Raw genomic sequence first — 17,417 nt, 5'->3', positions numbered from 1 at the left:
AGCATATTTTGTTAAGTCACTTTGTGATGCATAACAACCATAGCTTACTCAGATCTGATGGAGGGCAGTAGAAGCGGACTTCATCGTATAAGGATCTGCTCTACAGGTAAATATCCGTGACTTGATTCGTCGTATCAGGAGGCTGGCCAGGCGGGCGTCTTGGGACGGCGTGAACCGAGCCTGCTCAAGGGCGACCACATCAGTGGATGGAGCCTCGGTTGAATCCACAGCCCATGGCGGACAGTCCGGACACCAGGTTCAGGTTTCGGATTGATGAGCCGCCCAGTGTTTCATCTCTTCGGCAATGAAGTGGTTCACCAGATCGCTGTACATCTTCTCGATGGCATCCGGGCTCAGGCCCTCAGCCTCGGCCCACTCGCGTCGTGTCGCCAACATGGCCTTGAAACGCTCCGGAGCACGCACCGAAGTCACTGAGGTCTTGTACTTCGAGGCCGCCAGTACGTAGTGAAAACGCTTGCCCAACAGCTTGATAACGACTTGGTCAAGGGCATCGATTTCGCGGCGGATATCCTCCATGCCTGCACACTCTTCGGGCTGCAACTGATTGATGACGTCCATGTAGGTGACTCCGGTTGCTGAAAAGCTCGTGGGCCTTCGGATAGCGGCCTGCCTGAAAATCAGGCTTTCAACAGAGTATCCGCGATTACTCCTGAAAAAGTCGTCTCTATCGGCCCGGTGAGAAAGACTGATCCCACGCCATCCCATTGAACCGTTACAGCTCCGCCGTCACATTCAACCTCAACAGAATTGGCTAACAAGCCACGACGAATTCCATTAACCGCGGCGGCACAAGAGCAGGAGCCTGAACCCAGCGGAATACCACCCCCACGCTCCCAAATACGCAACCTGATGTGCTCTCGGTCAATGATCTGGACGAAATGCACGTTCGTCTTGAGGGGAAACAAGGGGTTGGTTTCAATTGACGGTCCAATCGTCGCAATCTCAACTGCTTTCAGATCATCCACAAAATAGGTGCAGTGCGGATTTCCCATGCTGCAAGCCGTTGGGTCACCGGCAAGTGGCAACATTGAAGTATCCATTTCCAGGGCCAGAGGAATATCCGACCAGCCCAAAAGCGGCTTTCCCATGTTTACAGAAATGGCTCCAGTTGAAGTTCGTTCGCAAGTTAGCAGGCCACGGTTGGTTCGCAGTGCGACCGAAGTCGTATTGGATTCGCGCATCAACATATCCGCGGCCCCCCGCGTTGCGCTGCCGCAAGCGTCCAGCGTTGAGCCATCTGCATTCCAGAACATCAAACGCGCATCTGCATCATCGCAATCGAGCACCACCGCGAGTTGATTGAAGCCGACTCCTCGGTTCCGATCTCCCATTCGCCGAGCCATATTGCTTGTGATTGGATTAGGTGAGTTTCGCGAGTCCACGATAACGAAATCATCGCCATTGGCGTGCATTTTATGAAAGCTCAGCGGCATAAATAGACCTGGCGGCGAGACAAGTGATGAGTTGATGTTTTAAAGCGAACTATCCCTATTCGCATGACTTTTGCAAGCTGTGTGAAAACTCATGAGGCGAATGTGTTTGGCAGACTGGACGCTCTACGATGAAACCACCTATTTGAATGCCTTGAGGACGCGTGGTTCACCGCTCCTCAAGAACCTCGATTTTGGTTGACTGACTTTCTCAGGGCGTGAAGCGGCCATTTGTGGGCCACCGTTGTTGCTAGGCCCATCACCAGCAACAGAATGTTGGTGTTCGTTCAAGTTATAAATGCTGCGGCTTTAATTCCTTTCTCTGTTTTTGGAACCGCGCCGCTCAGCACCATCCGCGTAATGGTCGCCGCCGCACACTTGTAGTCTGCGTCGTCCGGTTTTGGTGTGCCCGTTATGAGTGACATCTGCCAACCGAGATTCGTATAGGTTCGGGTTGCCGACCAGATGAAGAGCATCAAATGTTCGGGATCAGCTGGCGCGATCAGGCCACGATCAATCCAGCTGCGCAGGCAATCGACGTTGCGCTGAGCCTCGGCTTGCAGCGAGTTCTTGCACTCCTCAGGTAAATGTTTTCCACCAAACAACAGTTCGTGACTGAAGACTTTTGAGCTGTGGGGGTTTTCTTGAATGATGCGAATCCGGGCGTGTATGTAGGCCTGCAAGCCAACCACCGGGTCGTCGCTTTCTCTTAATGCCGCTGAAGCTTTCAGCAGTGGCTCAACAAAACTCAGCAGTACTCGGGCGTATAGATTCTCTTTGCTTTGAAAATAGTAATAGAGATTTGCCTTAGGAATCCCGGCACGCGCCGCGATGTCACGAGTCTGTGTGGCGTCGAAGCCAGTCACTGAAAACTCTTCGCTTGCCGCCTTCAGGATCATGTGCTGATTGCGCTGGCGGATGCTGGTCGCTGTGGGCTTGAGAGAGTGATCCAGCGCGCTGCATTGATCATCGGTCTGGGTGCTAGCGATTGTCATAAGGTTGGGTGAAGCCTGGGTCATGGCTTTATCTTTGATATTGAATATCGCAATATACAAAACTATATAGCGCTTGGCCTGCGCTTTCTTACCAAGGGAATGAATGATGAGTACGGTCTTGAGCAGCAAAGAAGCGGTAGGTGAGCGTTACGAACTGGAAACGATGCGTCACGCACAGCAGATGACCTGGACGGCTATCGATCAGATCGCCCGTATCATCACGCCCGGTATGCGCGAATCCGAGGCGCAGTTGCGAGGTAAAGACATCCTTGCGGAACTGGGCATGGATCGGATCTGGCACCCGTTGCTGGTTCGCTTTGGCGCCAACACGCTCAAGACCTTCAAGCAGCGCTCTGATGGCGATCCCGAGCTGGGGGCCGAAGATATTTTCTTCATCGACTTGGGCGTGGTTTGGCAAGGGCATGAAGGTGATGCCGGCGCGACATTCACCACCGGCTCCGATCCAGAAATGATCGCCTGTGCTGCGGCGGCCAAGGAATTGTTCAATCGGGTCGAAAGCTTCTGGCGCAGTGAGCGGGTTTCCGGGGTGGCGCTTTACGACTTTGCCGCCGCCCAGGCACAGGACATGGGGTGGAAGCTCAACCTCGACATCAAGGGTCACAGGGTCAGTGATTTTCCCCATGCGATTTACCGGGGCGGTGACCTTGGGGATTTGGATCAATATCCGAACACCGGCCTGTGGATTCTGGAGATCCAGCTTGCCCATCACGAGCGTCCATTTGGCGCGTTTTATGAAGACTTGCTGATCTGAACGACTTCAATCAAGGAGCTCCAATGACCCACGCAACCGAGCAACCGGTGCTGCTGTTCTCCTATGGCACCCTGCAAGATCCGGCCGTCCAGCTGTCCACCTTCGGGCGCGAGTTGAAAGGGCGAGCTGATAGCCTGCCGGGGTACAAACAGAACTGGGTCGAGATCACCGATCCGACAGTGCTGGCCGCGAGTGGGAAAACCCACCACCCCATAGTGCAGGAGAGCCGTGACCCGTCGGATGAAATAGCCGGCACTGTGTTCGAGATCACCGCGAACGAATTGGCGGCTGCCGATGAATATGAGGTGGCCGATTATCGGCGGGTAGGGGTCGTGTTGAAGTCTGGAGCCACTGCCTGGGTCTACGTGCAAGCCTGAATTCCGACGATGCGGAAAGTGAAGAGGCGTTGAGCGCTATAGCTGTTAGTACACAACGCTAAGCTTAATGATGCTCCGACAATCCTGACACGGCTTGAGCAATGCCGGCGCCAGCCGTATGCAGGTATGGAATTCTTTGACTGACTGTTTTCGTCTGATTTTATTGAAGAAGCAGCTCCTCTGTCTGGCCTGCGGCAAAAAATCTGCATTGGCCAGCAGGGAAGCACTCAGCATGACGGGACAGTTATCGAGTGGGCAGGAGCGACTGTTTTACTCGTTCACGTGGATGTGGAACCCACACCGGCTCATCGCACGGCCGAGGTCGAGAGCACCAAGACCATGATCGACCGGGTCGAAGCGCAGTTCGACATCAAGCCGGAACGCCTCATCGGCCATCCGCGACCAGTTGCAATCGACACTTCGCAGATGTTCAGCCAGGCGACATCAAACCAGTCCCTTTCTCACGAAGTGCTCGCTCTGCAATTCACTGCTTGTAGCCAATTTGCCGCAACAAGTTCTTGCGCCACAGGATGTCTTCATCACCTTCAATTTCATTGGCACAGAGGCCATCCACTACGCCCAGGATTGCTCGTCCTTGTTCCGTCTCAGCGAGAATCACTTCGGTTGGATTGGCTGTTGCACAAAAAATACGGCACACCTCTGGAACCATTTTGATGGTGTTTAACACGTTCAGCGGATAGAAACCGTCGCCCAGGAAAATGATGAAGCTATGGCCTGCGGCGATGGCTTTCGCATTCTTCTGTGCAAGTTCAATCATTGAGGTATCGGTGCCAGACCATCGCACCAGGCATTTGCCAGAGGCTTCACAAAAGGCCACGCCAAACTGGATACCTGGCACGGTATTGACCAGCGCTTCGTGGATGTCCTCGACGGATTTGATGAAGTGCGTCTGCCCCAAAATGAAGTTCGTCACATCCGGCTTATCGATTTTCAACGTGATGAGTTGCATCTCATACGCCTCCTTTCACGATGTTGCTACCAGAGTCTGTCAACAAACCAAGCATAGCTACTCGTTGGTTGTTGCTCCGTCCAGTGACATCCCGGACTCGGTTTTAACCGAAATCCAACGCGGAACATTGGTCGGCGGGTTTGCGTCTATTTCCCGGACCATTAACTGTGCCAATTGCTTGAAGTGGTCTTGCTTCGCAAGCCGGTATGCCAACCCGTGCAGCTTCCGCCCCGGTCGTGCCCGGTTCGGGGCCGGGATCGGGCTCGAAACGCTCAACCCGAGCGACCAATTCCGCAGTCAGGTTTCGTCTTTTGGCGGGCGTGGTTCTCAGGGGTGCCATACCGTAACCTCCCGATCAGAGTTCTTTCAGGAAGCCCAGTAGCAACTCATTGACCTCTGTCGCGCGTTCTTGCTGTATCCAGTGGCCGGCATCTTCGAGGATATGACACCCGCGCAGTCCCGGCAGTGTCTGCGCGAAGGCTTTGATCTGCCGCGGGGAGTTCGGAAACTTCAGTACGTCATCGCGCTGTCCGGCAATGAACATCGACGGCTGCCGGATAATGCAACCGCGCCAAGGTGCCAGCAGTGTCCATGAGCGCGTTATGTTGCGGTACCAGTTCAAGCCGCCGCGAAATCCGCTGCGGGTGAATTCGCGGGTGTAGTAGGCAATATCCTCATGGCTTAGCCAGGCTGGCAGGGTCTCGGGCTCGATCATCCCTTCCAGGAAGCCCTGGCCCGGCTGCAGCAGGCCGAACATCGGCCGATCAGGCCCGTCACCCGAGCCACTGAAGTACATGCGCCGCAGCGACGACTCGACGTCCCTTTCCAGTTCGGCCTCGGCCACACCCGGCGTCTGGAAATACTGGATGTAGAAGTCTCTGATACCCCGCGAGGCAAGTGCGCTCAGGAACTCCACGTGCCCCAGTGGCGAGAAGGGAACGCTCATGCCGACCACTGCGCGGAACAGATCGGGTCGCAGCAATGCTGCGCTCCAGGCCACCAGCGCGCCCCAGTCATGGCCGACGATCACGGCTTGCTGTTCGCCGAGTGCGTTGACCAACTCGACCATGTCGCCTACCAGATGGAGTGTGGTGTAGGCATCGGGTTCGGCCGGCGCATCGGTGCCGCCATAGCCGCGCATGTCAGGCGCGACCGCTCTATAGCCGGCGGCCGCCAGCGCAGCAAGCTGGTTGCGCCACGAGTACCACAGCTCCGGGAAACCGTGGCATAGCAAGACCAACGGGCCGCTACCTTGCGTTGCTACCTGCATGCGGATGCCATTGATATCGAGCATTTCAAGGTGTGGCTCGTTCATGTGCGCTTCCTGCAATTCAAGCGATGGACCCCAGCAACCGCGGCAGACTCGCCAGAGCCTGCTGACAGCGAGCCGATGCAGCTGTGCCAGTTTCTCGGTGTCGGTTTCTTGCAAGCCCCTGACCACCGCATTCAGAAAGAATAAGCGCGACTGCTTGATCCAGCGGACCAGGCCTTCATGCTCTCCCCAGCGTAGTTGGTTTCCCAGGTAGACGGCCCACATTCTGATCCAGTCCGCGGGGATGTGAGGCGGGGGACCATCGTGCACAGCGCGTTCATTTGCGCTTGATCGGCAAGGTATGCTGCCTTGTTCGAGCAGGGTGGTCGTCAATGCGGTTGCCGGTGTAGTTGCACATGGGGAAGTAACGGACTTGACCTGACGGCAGAAACTGCTGATTCATCACCTGGTCGAAGTAGCTCACCACCTCGGCGCCGGAGGCTAGCTCATACAAGCCTTCGTTCAGTTGCGCTTTGTCTTTCGTTGCGCTGCCCAGTTCGCGAGAGTTGACGCCATAGAAGGCCGAGGGCTGGTGCAATCGCACGAACGGGTAGGCATCATTCCAGTGCCCGCCAGGTCGGTCGTGTCGATCCACCATCACGATGTGTGCATTGGTTTCCTTGAGTAGCGTATCGACGAAAGCCATGGCCGTCGCGCCAGCACCGATGATCAGGTAGTCGGTCTCGATCGGATTTGCGTCCATGTGCTTTCGCCTTTCTGAAGGTTGCTTCCCCCTCAACCTCAGTAGATTAGCTACCTGTACCGAGCCTAATAGAACGAATGCTCCTCACCCACATAACCGATGGAGTTAATGGCTGCAGCCTGAGATACGACTCACCAGCGCGCATTCAAACGCCGGTTCGGTACTTTCCCCGACACTTGGCGCAGACAATCTGCATGAGAAAGTCCGGTGCCGAGAATCACGTAGCCGTTACTCAATCAGCTGATCAATCAACACCGCGTTGGTATAGATCAGGCTGCCATCGCTCGCACGGTGCCCGACCAGGTGAAACTGACCGCGTTCGTGGTGCAAATAGACACGCATCTGACAGTCGGACAAAGGCGCGTATCCCTCGGGCATGATCAAATCCATCGAGTCCATATCGACATCGACCATGGCTTCACGCTCGTGGGAATTCTGCAAGCGCTCTTCGGCCTCCTCCAGACGGACATGGAGAGGGCCGTCGACGTAAAAATGGATCTCACCGATCGGGATGGACTTCTGGTCGGGGCTGGGCTTGTACCAGCCTTCGATCGTCAGGGCACTCATGACGAAACCTCCCATGTGGATTGCTGGATTCTATTAGTTAGCGTCCCTGCTTATTGCGATCACTCATGTTTGACGACTGCACAAGGGCAGGGTTCGCCCCTTGGTACCGCTACTGGCCGATGGCAGCTGTCCGTCATCAGAGTTCAAGTATAGCCGGCAACCGGACCTCTCTTGCCAACCTCGCGGTACAAGCCGATGGCTCTATACTCCTTACTGACTTTACCGCCCTGATGGGTGGTATTTGTCTGCCCTGCTTGGACGTCAGTGGCGATGCTTTTGCATAACCAATGAACAACAGGAATAGGATGAAGAGCAAATGGCAATAGCAATTATCTTGATACTAATCGTTATTGCATCAGTGCTTTTCCACATACTAGCGCCTTGGCAGGCGACACCGGCAGCTTCCAACTGGGGGTCCATAGACACCACCCTGTTCATCACCCTGATCATCAGCGGAATATTTTTCATCGCCATCACCGCTTTCATGGCAGTAGCGGTGATGCGGTTTCGTCACAAGGAGGGTGCCAGGGCGGCCTACCAGCCAGAAAGTAAAAAACTGGAATTATGGTTGATTATCGTTACCTCGGTCGGTATTGCCGGGATGTTGGCGCCAGGTCTGGTTGTTTACAACGATTTCATCCGGGTGCCGAAAAATGCTTACGAACTTGAAGTGATCGCCCAACAATGGCAGTGGGCCTTTCGCTTTCCCGGTCAAGACGGGAAGCTGGGCAAATCGGATATCAAGTTTGTTGATTCCGCCAATCCCCTCGGTCTTGATCCCAAGGATCCTGTAGGGCAGGACGATGTGCTTGTAATCAATAATGAAGTTCACCTTCCGCTCGATCGGCCGGTGAAAGTCTTACTGCGCGCTAAAGACGTTCTGCACGACTTCTATGTACCGCAAATTCGCAGCAAGATGGACATGGTGCCTGGGATGGTGTCGTACTTTTGGTTTACGCCGACTAAAACCGGAAAGTATGAAACCCTTTGCGCTGAATATTGTGGCGTAGGTCATTACAACATGCGCGGCCATATGATCGTGGAAGAGCAGGGCGTCTTCGATCAATGGCTAAAAAGCCAACCGACTTTCGCGCAGACATTAACGACGGCTGCCAAACCCGGTCGGGACAGCGTGCTGGAAAAAGGCCGCCTGCTGGTCGAGAAATACGGCTGCAGTGCCTGCCATAGCCAGGATGGCAGTGCCAGTCTCGGTCCTGGATGGAAGGGGTTGTACGGCCGCACTGAACAGCTTGCCGATGGCACCCGTGTGCAGGTCGACGAGGCCTACCTGAAAGAGTCGATTCTCGATCCGAAGGCCCGCCTGGTACAGGGCTACCCGCCGGTCATGGTGGCCTATACTCTCACTGACGATGAACTGGGTGCGCTCGTCGCCCTGATCAAATCACTGGGTGTTGTGCAGCAGGGCGATGAAGCTTCTGCTGGCTCGGCATCGGGCCCGGGTGAAGACCTTGTAGCGCAGGGACAGCGGCTGGCCGGGTCGCTTGGCTGTCTGGCCTGCCACAGTGTCGATGGCACCAAGGGCGTCGGCCCCAGCTGGCAGGGCCTGTATGGCAAGACCGAAACCCTTGCCGACGATACGAGCGTCAAGGTCGATGAGGGTTATATAAAGGAATCGGTTCTTGATCCTGCTGTCAAAGTCGTCAAGGGTTATGCACCCGTCATGCCGGCCTTGAAACCGAGCGACAAGGAGTTGGACGCGCTGATCGCTTTTATCAAATCCAAAGCGAATGCCAACGCTGATGCAAGCAAGGCGGAGCCAGGGAAGTAGCCGTAAAGCAGCCAGGAATACACTGAAACTTCGACAGGAGGATGACGTGATGGCCTATGCGGAGCAAGCCGAGACAGAAGCGCTGCACGAGCCCAAAAGTTTCCTGACCAAATACATCTGGAGTCAGGACCACAAGGTCATAGCCATTCAATATTCCTTGACGGCTCTGTTCGTGGGGCTTATCGCCGTGGTGTTGTCCGACTTGATGCGCATGCAGATAGGCTTCCCCGGCAGTTTGGCGTTCATGGATGCCAGTGCTTACTATCAGGCGATGACCATGCACGGCATGATCATGGTCATTTACTTGCTGACGGCATTGTTTCTGGGAGGCTTCGGCAACTATCTGATCCCGTTGATGGTGGGTGCCCGCGACATGGTCTTCCCCTATGTCAACATGCTCAGCTACTGGTTCTACCTGGTGGCGGTCGTGGTGTTACTTGCCAGTTTCTTTGTCCCTGGCGGCCCCACGGGTTCAGGCTGGACGCTCTACCCGCCACAGTCCATTGCCCGGGGGACACCGGGGGTCGAGTGGGGCATTGTGCTGATGCTCGTCTCACTGGCGATTTTTATCGTCGCCGCCACCATGGGCGGGTTGAATTACGTCACCACGGTGTTGCAGGCACGCACGCACGGCATGACATTGTTTCGCATGCCGCTCTCGGTATGGGGAATCTTCATGGCCTCGATCATGGCCTTGCTGGCCTTCCCGGCGTTGTTTGTCAGCGCGGTCATGATGCTGTTTGACAGGCTCTTGGGCACCAGCTTCTTTATGCCGGCAATGATCTCGCTGGGGCAGCAGCTCGATCACCAGGGTGGCAGCCCGATATTGTTCCAGCACCTGTTCTGGTTCTTCGGCCACCCGGAGGTCTACATCGTTGCGCTTCCCGCGTTTGGTCTGGTCTCCGACTTGATCAGCACCCATGCGCGTAAAAACATCTTCGGTTACCGAATGATGGTGTGGGCCATCATCGCGATTGGCGTACTCAGTTTTGTGGTCTGGGCGCACCATATGTATGTCAGCGGAATGAACCCGTATTTTGGCTTTTTTTTCGCCATCAGCACCTTGATCATCGCGGTGCCGACCGCACTGAAAGTCTACAACTGGGTGCTGACCCTGTGGCGGGGTGACATCCATCTGACCGTGCCTATGCTGTTTGCCCTGGCCTTTATCGTCACCTTCCTGGTCGGTGGTCTGACCGGGTTGTTTCTCGGCAATGTGATCGTGGATATTCCGCTGTCGGACACCTATTTCGTCGTAGCCCATTTTCATATGGTCATGGGTGTTGCACCGGTACTGGTAGTGTTCGGCGGCATTTATCACTGGTTTCCGAAAGTGACCGGGCGCATGACGAACGACATTTTGGGCAAGCTGCATTTCTGGATTACCTTTCTGGGCACCTACGCCATCTTCTTCCCCATGCACTACCTGGGTTTCCAGGGCATGCCACGGCGCTACTACGCCTATGAAAACTACGCGTTCATCCCGCAGTCCGCGCAAGAGTTGAATGCCTTCATTACGGTAGTCGCATTGACCGTCGGCGTTTCCCAGTTGCTGTTTGTGTTCAACCTGGCCTGGAGTGCATTTAAAGGCAAACCCGCAGGCAGTAATCCCTGGGGCGCGGCCAGCCTGGAATGGCAAACGCCGAACACCCCACCGGTACACGGCAACTGGGGAGCGAAGCTGCCGGTGGTGCATCGCTGGGCCTATGACTACAGCGTGCCGGGGATAGAACAGGATTTCGTGCCGCAAACGGTCTCCGCCGAGGAGCTGGAACAAATGCGGCAACTCAGTGCCGGAACCAGGATAGCGGACGTTAAAACATGAACAGACTGCTATTGAGAAACGCCGACGGCGCTGACCCCGGCGGCAGTTGGAATCGCGATCCTGAAGGTATTCAGGCCGCCGCTGATAGAAACCAGACTGCAAGAATAGGCCTGCGCCTGTTTCTGGCTGTGGTGAGCTCGTTATTCTTTCTCTTCCTGCTCGCCTTTATCGCCCGCTCACAAATGGCCGACTGGCTACCCCTGACAGAACCCTTGGCGCCGCTGGCCAATCCATGGCCCCTGTGGCTGAATTCGGCTTTTCTGGTGTTCAGTTGCATCGCACTGCAGTGGTCGCGCATGGCTGCCCGAAAGGCTCGACTGGACGCAACGGTCATTGGTTTTGTATTGGGGGGCGTATTCGCAATTGCCTTTCTGGCGGGGCAACTCTGGGTCTGGCAGCGGTTTGTCGTCTGGGGCTACTTTGTCGCCAGCAATCCGGCCAACAGTTTCTTCTACCTGTTGACCGGTGTGCACGGGTTCCACCTGCTGGGCGGGTTGATTGCCTGGGGTAGAACCGTCGCCAAACTCCTGCGTCACGTGCCGTTGCCGCAACTCAGCGCCAGCATAGAACTCTGTGCCATCTATTGGCATTACTTGTTGGGTCTTTGGTTCGTGCTGTTCGCGCTGCTGACCAGCACGCCGCAAACCTATGAAGCCATCGCCAGACTCTGCGGCCTGAGGTGAAAAGCCATGGCATCGCACCCACAAGCCCCAAGCGAGTCCAGTTCATCCAGTTCACCAGGCTTGCCACCTGCCCCGGGATGGCAGGGCATCGCCAGCGACTGGGCCTCGGATAAGGAGGCTTTCAAGCAGGTCCCCTGGGGCAAGGCGATGATGTGGATATTCCTGCTCAGCGATACGTTTATATTCACCTGTTTTTTAACCGGCTACATGTCGGTACGCATGACCATCACCACCGCCTGGCCGAACCCCAGCGAAGTGTTCGCATTGACGATCGGCGGTAGAGAAATCCCGCTTATTCTGATCGCCATCATGACCTTTGTGCTGATCAGTAGCAGCGGCACCATGGCCATGGCCGTTAATTTCGCCTATCGCCGCAATCGCGCGAAAACCACTGCCCTGATGCTGGCGACCGCTGCCTTGGGTGTGACCTTCGTCGGCATGCAGGCATTTGAATGGAGCAAGCTCATCGCAGAAGGGGTGCGTCCCTGGGGGAACCCCATGGGGGCGGCGCAATTTGGTGCCAGCTTTTTCATGATTACCGGTTTTCACGGACTGCATGTGTCAATCGGCGCCATCTACCTCAGCATTGTGGCGATGAAAGTTTTGCGGGGAGATTATGAGCGCTCCGGAAACTATCAGAACGTCGAGATAGCCGGGCTTTACTGGCACTTCGTGGATTTGGTGTGGGTGTTTATTTTTGCTTTCTTCTATTTATGGTAGAGGAGCACAGGTGATGGCACATGCTCAGGGTCAGCAGCATCCAATCAGTTTGTATCTTAAAATCTGGGGGCTGTTGTTCGTCCTCAGTACGCTGTCGTACCTGGTCGACTACTTCCACTTCCATGGCTACCTTCGTTGGGCCCTGATTATCACTTTCATGTTGTTGAAGGCAGGTCTGATTGTCTCCATCTTCATGCACATGGCCTGGGAACGGTTGGCCATGGTCTACGCCATATTGGTGCCACCGTTGTGTTTGCTGGTGCTCGTCGGACTGATGGCCACCGAAGCAGATTATGTTTTCCTCAGCCGGGTCATTTTCTTTGGTCAATAACCTGCTTTGGATGGCCTTGAGTCTCCAGGGACTAACCCGATATCACTCGTTTGAACTGATGCCATTTGTGCTGCCAGGCTACTGTCCAGTGAGGGGCTGCCGCTCCCGTGCCGGCGATTTTCAGCATTGGATGATGTCCGATTACCTGGTCCAGGACCGATTCCTGATTCGGTTCAACATCCACGAAGAAGATATGTTTGCCTTCTTTTACCACCTGACTGAAATTGCGGAAGTGAGTGTTCGGGACCTGGAACCCAAAAAAACCGCCTTCCCAGATGCAGAAGCCCAAAATAACAATGGCAAGGAAGATAAAGGGCATCCAGCCTGCGGCGGATTCGGTCCAGCCCATCCAATAGGCGCCACCCAGAACCAGTGCTGCGAGGGGCAGACCGATCACCGCGCCAATCTCACCAGAGTGAACAGCATCTTGTTCCATTAACGAGTTAACCTCGTGGAGGTGATGTTGTTCAACATCAGCAACTTTTTCACTGAGCACATGAATCTGCTCGGAATTGATGCCGCTGGCTTCCAACTCATTTTCAACGGTTTCGAGATCGTTGAGATTGTCACTGATGTAATAGTGTCGATTCATGCCACACCTCCCATCCAGAGTTTGCTGTAGACCTCCTCTGTCCGGCAGCTGTTAACCGAAATTTGCAGTCGCTATCTGTACTGTTGAGAACGTTGCACACTTGATGCAATCTGACCGAAGTATAGCACTTGCCAACATGCGGGCCGGTCGCTAGTTGATCTGCACAATGACCGGACCTTCCGTCACGATCGGCGGGTTCGAATGGATATGCGAGGTGTTTTTCTGAATCCACTCACGCGCAACTTTCAGGCTCGCATCACTGCCGGCCTTGTCCGTGCAAACAGTGATCGACGTACCACCATCACCCGTATTCAGCAGTGTGTAGCTTATGAGGCCAGGTACTGTCCGCAAGGTCGCTTCGATGTCGACTTTGCGCTCCTCCATAAGCTCGAATAGCTGCTTGGCTCCAGCACCCAGGTAGGTTCTTATCACCGCATACATGGTCGTCTCCTTTGAGAGTACCGTCTTGATGCCAATACAGATCCGTTGATGTCCGCAATCCCCCATGTTTCAGGTCGCCCTGATTCAATAAGCTTAGCCAAACGCTGGCGACAATCGACACGCAACGACCACCGGCCACATGTGGTCGATTTCTGCCTGTCCGATCGAAGGCGAAACACGTGACTACGCCGGGCGTGTTGAAGACTGGCGGACACGAGCTACATCGAGCATCTCGATAGGTTTAACCAACATTTCACTGTTTTTCCGATAACGTCATGTCGGGATAATCCGCCTTCAAAAGTGACGGGAAGGAAAGCGTGATGGCGAAGGAAGGAAGTTATACCGGTACAGCCAAGTGGCTGCATTGGGGCATGGCCCTGATCTGGTTGGGTGCCTGGGTCATTGGAATTGTGGCGACGCATTGGCGCGACGAACTCAATGCCCACCATGAACTCACCTACTTGCACAAGGCGATGGCCAGCACGCTGCTGTTTCTCATCGTTGTGCGTATCGCCTGGCGATTGAGTCACCCGGCACCGGCGCTGCCGGATTCGATGAGCCCGACGATGAAGCGTGGTGCGCTGGTCGGGCATGTGCTGCTGTACGCCGTGGCCTTGATCGGGCTGCCGTTGTCCGGCTGGTACTGGAGCTCGGTCGCCGACAAACCCGTCATGGTGGCGGCGCTGTTCATGCTCCCTCCAATCGTTGACCCCGATCAGAGCCTGTACGATCTGGCAAAGTCGGTTCATACCTACATGGCGTGGTTGTGTGGCGCTCTGGTAGGTGGCCATCTACTGGTTGCGCTCAAGCATCACTTCGTTGAGAAGGATGATGTGCTCAAGGGCATGCTGCCCGCTCGCAACCGCTGATTTTCCTGTCGTTTCATTATTGACGCAATTGCGCCGGACTCACGCCGAGGCGTTGCCTGAAGGTGGTCGCCATGTGCGCCTGGGAATTGAAACCGCAGGCGTAGGCGATTTCAGCCAGTGTGGCGGTCGAATCGCGCATCAGGGCACGGGCCTTGGCGAGGCGTCGGTCGATCAGGTAACTGTGCGGGCTTTGGCCTGTGGCGTTTTTGAATGCCCGCATGAAATATCCTTCGGACAATCCAAGCAGGCCCGCCATCGCCGGTACGCTCAACGGGCTATCGAGGCCCGCATCAATGAACTCATCGAGCAAGCGCATCCGGTTGCTCGTTATCCTGGCATGGGGCGCTGCCGACACGGCTTCGCTACCCGTCGTCCGCTCGGACAATGCCAGTGCCCAGGCTTCCCAGTCGTCCTCCACGCACGCGTGCAACAGCGCGGCGCGCATTCGCCGTGCGAGGGCAGTGGCCTGTTGATCGATGCGATTGTTGAAGGCGCGATCCCCGATCAACGCGACACCGTCTGTGCGCATCACCCGCAGGTATTCACCGCCCTTGGGAGATTCGGACAACACGTCACACCCGACGGGGATGAACGCCAGGCCGTTGGGCACGGCATCGAAAGGATGTACCCGGTCGCTACCGATAGCGTGCAGGCCTCGCTGGCTGTCGAAGGCAAAGCCGATTCCCGCCTGGGTCGCTACATATCGGGTCGCGTAGGCGCAACCGGGGAGCAATTCGATCGCCCAGGGGCCGGCCTCGATACGGCGGACCGGTTCGGACAGGAGTGGTGGCGGCAGGCGATTTCGATGGTTCATGAACGCCATAGTAGTGAAGAGGGGGGGCAAAAGTCAGGTCGGTTTTTTGAAAGCCGGAGTACTGCGCCCGTGTTCAGACTGGGCAAAATCTCAGGGAGATAACTCATGCACAGACTGACTCGCGACGATATCGAACACGCGGCACGCAACGTTTATCAGGTCATGCCGGCCACCGCCCAGTACCCTTGGCCCTTGCTGGCTCAGCGGTTGGGTTGCACGGTGTGGGTCAAGCACGAAAATCACACGCCTACCGGTGCTTTCAAAGTACGTGGCGGCATCACGTTCATGCACTGGCTCAAACACGAGCACCCAGGCACGAAGGGCATTGTCAGCGCTACCCGCGGCAACCATGGCCAGAGCCTGGCGCTGGCGGCTGGCGCACTGGGTTTGAGGGCGTTGATCGTAGTGCCGGAAGGTAACTCGGTAGAAAAGAACAACGCCATGCGCGGCTTTGGCGCTGAAGTGGTCGAGTATGGCCGCGATTTCGATGAGGCCCGTGAAGAGGCTGCACGCCTTGCGCACGTGCATGACCTCTTCCTGGTTCCGCCGTTTCACAGCGAGCTGGTCAAAGGCGTCGCCACTTATGCGCTGGAGCTGTTCAACGCGGCGCCGGACCTGGATACCGTATATGTACCGATTGGCTGTGGATCGGGGATTTGTGGGGTGATCGCCGCCCGCGATGCGCTTGGCCTGAAAACCCGGGTGGTGGGCGTGGTTTCCACGGAAGCGGCGGCCGCACAGTTGTCGTTTGACACCGGAGTCCTGTGCGAAACTGCCTCTGCAACCACCTTTGCCGACGGTCTGGCCGTACGCAAGCCAGTGCCTGAAGCCTTTGCCGTCTACGCGGCAGGTGCGGCGCGGATCGTAGCGGTCAGTGATGCGCAGATTGCCGAGGCCATGCGCGTGTATTACACCGATACCCACAACCTCGCTGAAGGGGCCGGTGCGGCGGCGCTGGCAGCGCTCATTTCGGAGCGTGAAACCATGTCGGGAAGAAGGGTGGGGGTGATTCTGTCCGGTGGAAACGTCGACAGATCGGTGTATGCGCACGTGATTGCGTGAAGGGGGCCATGACCCTGGTCACATAAATTTGAAATGCACGGCGTTGCTCGACACAATCGCGCCCCGATCCGGCCAAAGGAGCCGGACGTTCGTGGTGAAAAGGGGCCGCAGTTGAACGAACAGACATTGTCCATGCGCCTGGAACGCGTGGCGGCACATGTGCCAGCCGGTGCGCGCCTGGCCGATATCGGCTCGGATCACGGCTACCTGCCGGTGGCGTTGATGCGCCGTGGCGCCATTGTCGCGGCGGTGGCAGGCGAGGTGGCGCTGACGCCGTTCCACGCGGCCAACCGCACCGTGCGTGAGAATGGCCTGGAACCGCAGATCACCGTGCGCCTGGCCAATGGTCTGGCGGCAATCGAACCGGGAGACGGGATCACGGCGATCAGCCTCTGCGGTATGGGCGGCGAAACGATCCGCGACATTCTCGACAGCGGCAAGGCGTACCTGAGCGGTCAGGAGCGCCTGATCCTGCAACCCAACGGCGGCGAACAGCCACTGCGCCAATGGTTGATGGAAAACGGCTATCGCATCCTATGCGAGGAAGTGCTGCGGGAAAATCGTTTCGACTACGAAATCATCGTCGCCGAGCGAAACGGGCCGGTGATCTACACCGCCCAAGAGCTGTACTTCGGGCCGTTGCAGATGCAGGCCCGCAGTCCGGCGTTCCTGGTCAAGTGGCAGCGCAAGTTGCGCCAGAAACACAAGACCCTGAGCCACTTTGCCCGGGCGCAGCAGGCCGTGCCCGAGGAGACCGTGCAGGACATCGCGCGGCAGGCCCGCTGGATCACCGAGTTGCTGGCTTGAGCCCGCACTGACCGGTAGGTAATTTTTGCCATCGGTCGGGTCTGGCGATGTGAGTTCAGTGCGATTGCTGTTTTTTTCCGGCAAAAGACAGGAAACGATTCAGCTCCGTAGCAACGCGGGTTTCAGCCAGGGAAACAGGTGCCCTGGGTTTTGGATTTAGTACCGTTTGTCGAGCGTTCTGCTCGAAAAGTGAACGATTTTGATATGCGTCGCTCTGATTCCCCAGCAGGCGGATCCTTTGAGAGTTCGCGCTGCACTCACTAATAAAATGGACGTATACCTCATCTGCATTGAATGGAATGCGCATGGGGATTTTTTTTACCTGAGACCTGGAGTG

General features: G+C 56.2%; 21 protein-coding genes. 10 read left to right on the top strand and 11 right to left on the bottom strand.

Features of this window, described 5'->3' with window-relative positions:
- Positions 1 to 258: 258 nt before the first annotated feature.
- The 3 genes from ACEN8Z_RS18135 to ACEN8Z_RS18125 form a co-directional block, all read right to left on the bottom strand.
- The gene (locus tag ACEN8Z_RS18135) at positions 259 to 579 is read right to left on the bottom strand and encodes an isochorismate lyase (RefSeq protein WP_108232218.1); all 321 of its coding nucleotides are present in this window, start codon (positions 577 to 579) and stop codon (positions 259 to 261) included.
- A 59-nt stretch (positions 580 to 638) separates the two neighbouring features.
- On the bottom strand, positions 639 to 1,454 hold the full coding sequence (gene dapF, locus ACEN8Z_RS18130; RefSeq protein ID WP_495595134.1) for a diaminopimelate epimerase: 816 nt from the start codon (positions 1,452 to 1,454) through the stop codon (positions 639 to 641).
- 284 nt (positions 1,455 to 1,738) lie between these two features.
- Positions 1,739 to 2,470 (bottom strand): TetR/AcrR family transcriptional regulator, encoded by a 732-nt coding sequence (locus tag ACEN8Z_RS18125; RefSeq protein ID WP_442100187.1) that lies wholly within the window; start codon positions 2,468 to 2,470, stop codon positions 1,739 to 1,741.
- Positions 2,471 to 2,552: 82 nt separating this feature from the next.
- Here ACEN8Z_RS18125 and ACEN8Z_RS18120 point away from each other — a divergent pair, with 82 nt between their 5' ends.
- Complete coding sequence (locus tag ACEN8Z_RS18120; RefSeq protein WP_495595133.1) at positions 2,553 to 3,218, top strand: M24 family metallopeptidase; 666 nt, start codon at positions 2,553 to 2,555, stop codon at positions 3,216 to 3,218.
- 23 nt (positions 3,219 to 3,241) lie between these two features.
- Positions 3,242 to 3,595, top strand: coding sequence for a gamma-glutamylcyclotransferase family protein (locus tag ACEN8Z_RS18115; protein ID WP_495595132.1), 354 nt, complete (start codon positions 3,242 to 3,244; stop codon positions 3,593 to 3,595).
- A 484-nt stretch (positions 3,596 to 4,079) separates the two neighbouring features.
- Here ACEN8Z_RS18115 and ACEN8Z_RS18110 read toward each other — a convergent pair whose 3' ends face one another.
- From ACEN8Z_RS18110 to ACEN8Z_RS18095, 4 genes are all read right to left on the bottom strand, one after another.
- Positions 4,080 to 4,565, bottom strand: a complete 486-nt coding sequence (locus tag ACEN8Z_RS18110; RefSeq protein ID WP_495595131.1) for an adenosine-specific kinase — start codon at positions 4,563 to 4,565, stop codon at positions 4,080 to 4,082.
- A 355-nt stretch (positions 4,566 to 4,920) separates the two neighbouring features.
- Positions 4,921 to 5,880: an alpha/beta fold hydrolase gene (locus ACEN8Z_RS18105; RefSeq protein WP_495595130.1), complete on the bottom strand. Its 960-nt coding sequence runs from the start codon at positions 5,878 to 5,880 to the stop codon at positions 4,921 to 4,923.
- Positions 5,881 to 6,154: 274 nt separating this feature from the next.
- Positions 6,155 to 6,580 carry an NAD(P)-binding protein gene (locus ACEN8Z_RS18100; RefSeq protein ID WP_495595129.1) on the bottom strand — a complete coding sequence of 142 codons (426 nt, stop codon included), beginning with the start codon at positions 6,578 to 6,580 and terminating at the stop codon, positions 6,155 to 6,157.
- A 228-nt stretch (positions 6,581 to 6,808) separates the two neighbouring features.
- Positions 6,809 to 7,147, bottom strand: a complete 339-nt coding sequence (locus tag ACEN8Z_RS18095; protein ID WP_007993734.1) for a hypothetical protein — start codon at positions 7,145 to 7,147, stop codon at positions 6,809 to 6,811.
- Between the two features lie 316 nt (positions 7,148 to 7,463).
- On the opposite strand from ACEN8Z_RS18095, the gene ACEN8Z_RS18090 reads away from it, so the two are divergent.
- From ACEN8Z_RS18090 to ACEN8Z_RS18070, 5 genes are read left to right on the top strand one after another with little or no spacing between them, the layout of a single operon-like run.
- Positions 7,464 to 8,936: a c-type cytochrome gene (locus ACEN8Z_RS18090; RefSeq protein ID WP_495595128.1), complete on the top strand. Its 1,473-nt coding sequence runs from the start codon at positions 7,464 to 7,466 to the stop codon at positions 8,934 to 8,936.
- A gap of 49 nt (positions 8,937 to 8,985) precedes the next feature.
- On the top strand, positions 8,986 to 10,761 hold the full coding sequence (ctaD, locus tag ACEN8Z_RS18085) for a cytochrome c oxidase subunit I (protein ID WP_495598150.1): 1,776 nt from the start codon (positions 8,986 to 8,988) through the stop codon (positions 10,759 to 10,761).
- Entirely contained in the window at positions 10,758 to 11,444 is a 687-nt protein-coding gene (locus ACEN8Z_RS18080) for a cytochrome c oxidase subunit 3 (RefSeq protein WP_495595127.1), read from the top strand. The genes ctaD and ACEN8Z_RS18080 overlap by 4 nt, the downstream gene beginning before the upstream one ends.
- 6 nt (positions 11,445 to 11,450) lie before the next feature.
- Complete coding sequence (locus ACEN8Z_RS18075) at positions 11,451 to 12,164, top strand: heme-copper oxidase subunit III family protein (protein ID WP_495595126.1); 714 nt, start codon at positions 11,451 to 11,453, stop codon at positions 12,162 to 12,164.
- 13 nt (positions 12,165 to 12,177) lie between these two features.
- Positions 12,178 to 12,495 (top strand): cytochrome C oxidase subunit IV family protein, encoded by a 318-nt coding sequence (locus ACEN8Z_RS18070; protein ID WP_007988247.1) that lies wholly within the window; start codon positions 12,178 to 12,180, stop codon positions 12,493 to 12,495.
- A 31-nt stretch (positions 12,496 to 12,526) separates the two neighbouring features.
- Here ACEN8Z_RS18070 and ACEN8Z_RS18065 read toward each other — a convergent pair whose 3' ends face one another.
- Positions 12,527 to 13,087 carry a hypothetical protein gene (locus ACEN8Z_RS18065; RefSeq protein WP_007988249.1) on the bottom strand — a complete coding sequence of 187 codons (561 nt, stop codon included), beginning with the start codon at positions 13,085 to 13,087 and terminating at the stop codon, positions 12,527 to 12,529.
- A 150-nt stretch (positions 13,088 to 13,237) separates the two neighbouring features.
- Complete coding sequence (locus tag ACEN8Z_RS18060; protein ID WP_007993727.1) at positions 13,238 to 13,528, bottom strand: hypothetical protein; 291 nt, start codon at positions 13,526 to 13,528, stop codon at positions 13,238 to 13,240.
- A 320-nt stretch (positions 13,529 to 13,848) separates the two neighbouring features.
- Here ACEN8Z_RS18060 and ACEN8Z_RS18055 point away from each other — a divergent pair, with 320 nt between their 5' ends.
- Positions 13,849 to 14,397 (top strand): cytochrome b, encoded by a 549-nt coding sequence (locus tag ACEN8Z_RS18055; RefSeq protein ID WP_007993725.1) that lies wholly within the window; start codon positions 13,849 to 13,851, stop codon positions 14,395 to 14,397.
- Between the two features lie 16 nt (positions 14,398 to 14,413).
- On the opposite strand, the gene ACEN8Z_RS18050 is transcribed toward ACEN8Z_RS18055, so the two are convergent.
- A complete protein-coding gene (locus ACEN8Z_RS18050) occupies positions 14,414 to 15,220 on the bottom strand; it encodes a helix-turn-helix transcriptional regulator (RefSeq protein ID WP_495598149.1) in 807 nt (268 codons plus the stop codon).
- Positions 15,221 to 15,316: 96 nt separating this feature from the next.
- Between ACEN8Z_RS18050 and ACEN8Z_RS18045 the strand changes: the two genes are divergently transcribed.
- Positions 15,317 to 16,273: a threonine dehydratase gene (locus ACEN8Z_RS18045; protein WP_495595125.1), complete on the top strand. Its 957-nt coding sequence runs from the start codon at positions 15,317 to 15,319 to the stop codon at positions 16,271 to 16,273.
- Between the two features lie 111 nt (positions 16,274 to 16,384).
- On the top strand, positions 16,385 to 17,080 hold the full coding sequence (locus ACEN8Z_RS18040; RefSeq protein ID WP_442100204.1) for a tRNA (adenine(22)-N(1))-methyltransferase: 696 nt from the start codon (positions 16,385 to 16,387) through the stop codon (positions 17,078 to 17,080).
- A 55-nt stretch (positions 17,081 to 17,135) separates the two neighbouring features.
- Here the strand turns inward: ACEN8Z_RS18040 and ACEN8Z_RS18035 are convergent, their stop codons facing one another.
- A complete protein-coding gene (locus ACEN8Z_RS18035; protein ID WP_495595124.1) occupies positions 17,136 to 17,387 on the bottom strand; it encodes a hypothetical protein in 252 nt (83 codons plus the stop codon).
- Between the last annotated feature and the right edge of the window lie 30 nt (positions 17,388 to 17,417).

The organism is Pseudomonas sp. Pseusp10, assembly GCF_059492225.1.
The sequence above is the reverse complement of the archived record's forward strand: the minus strand, read 5'-3'. Positions and strand labels throughout refer to the sequence as shown.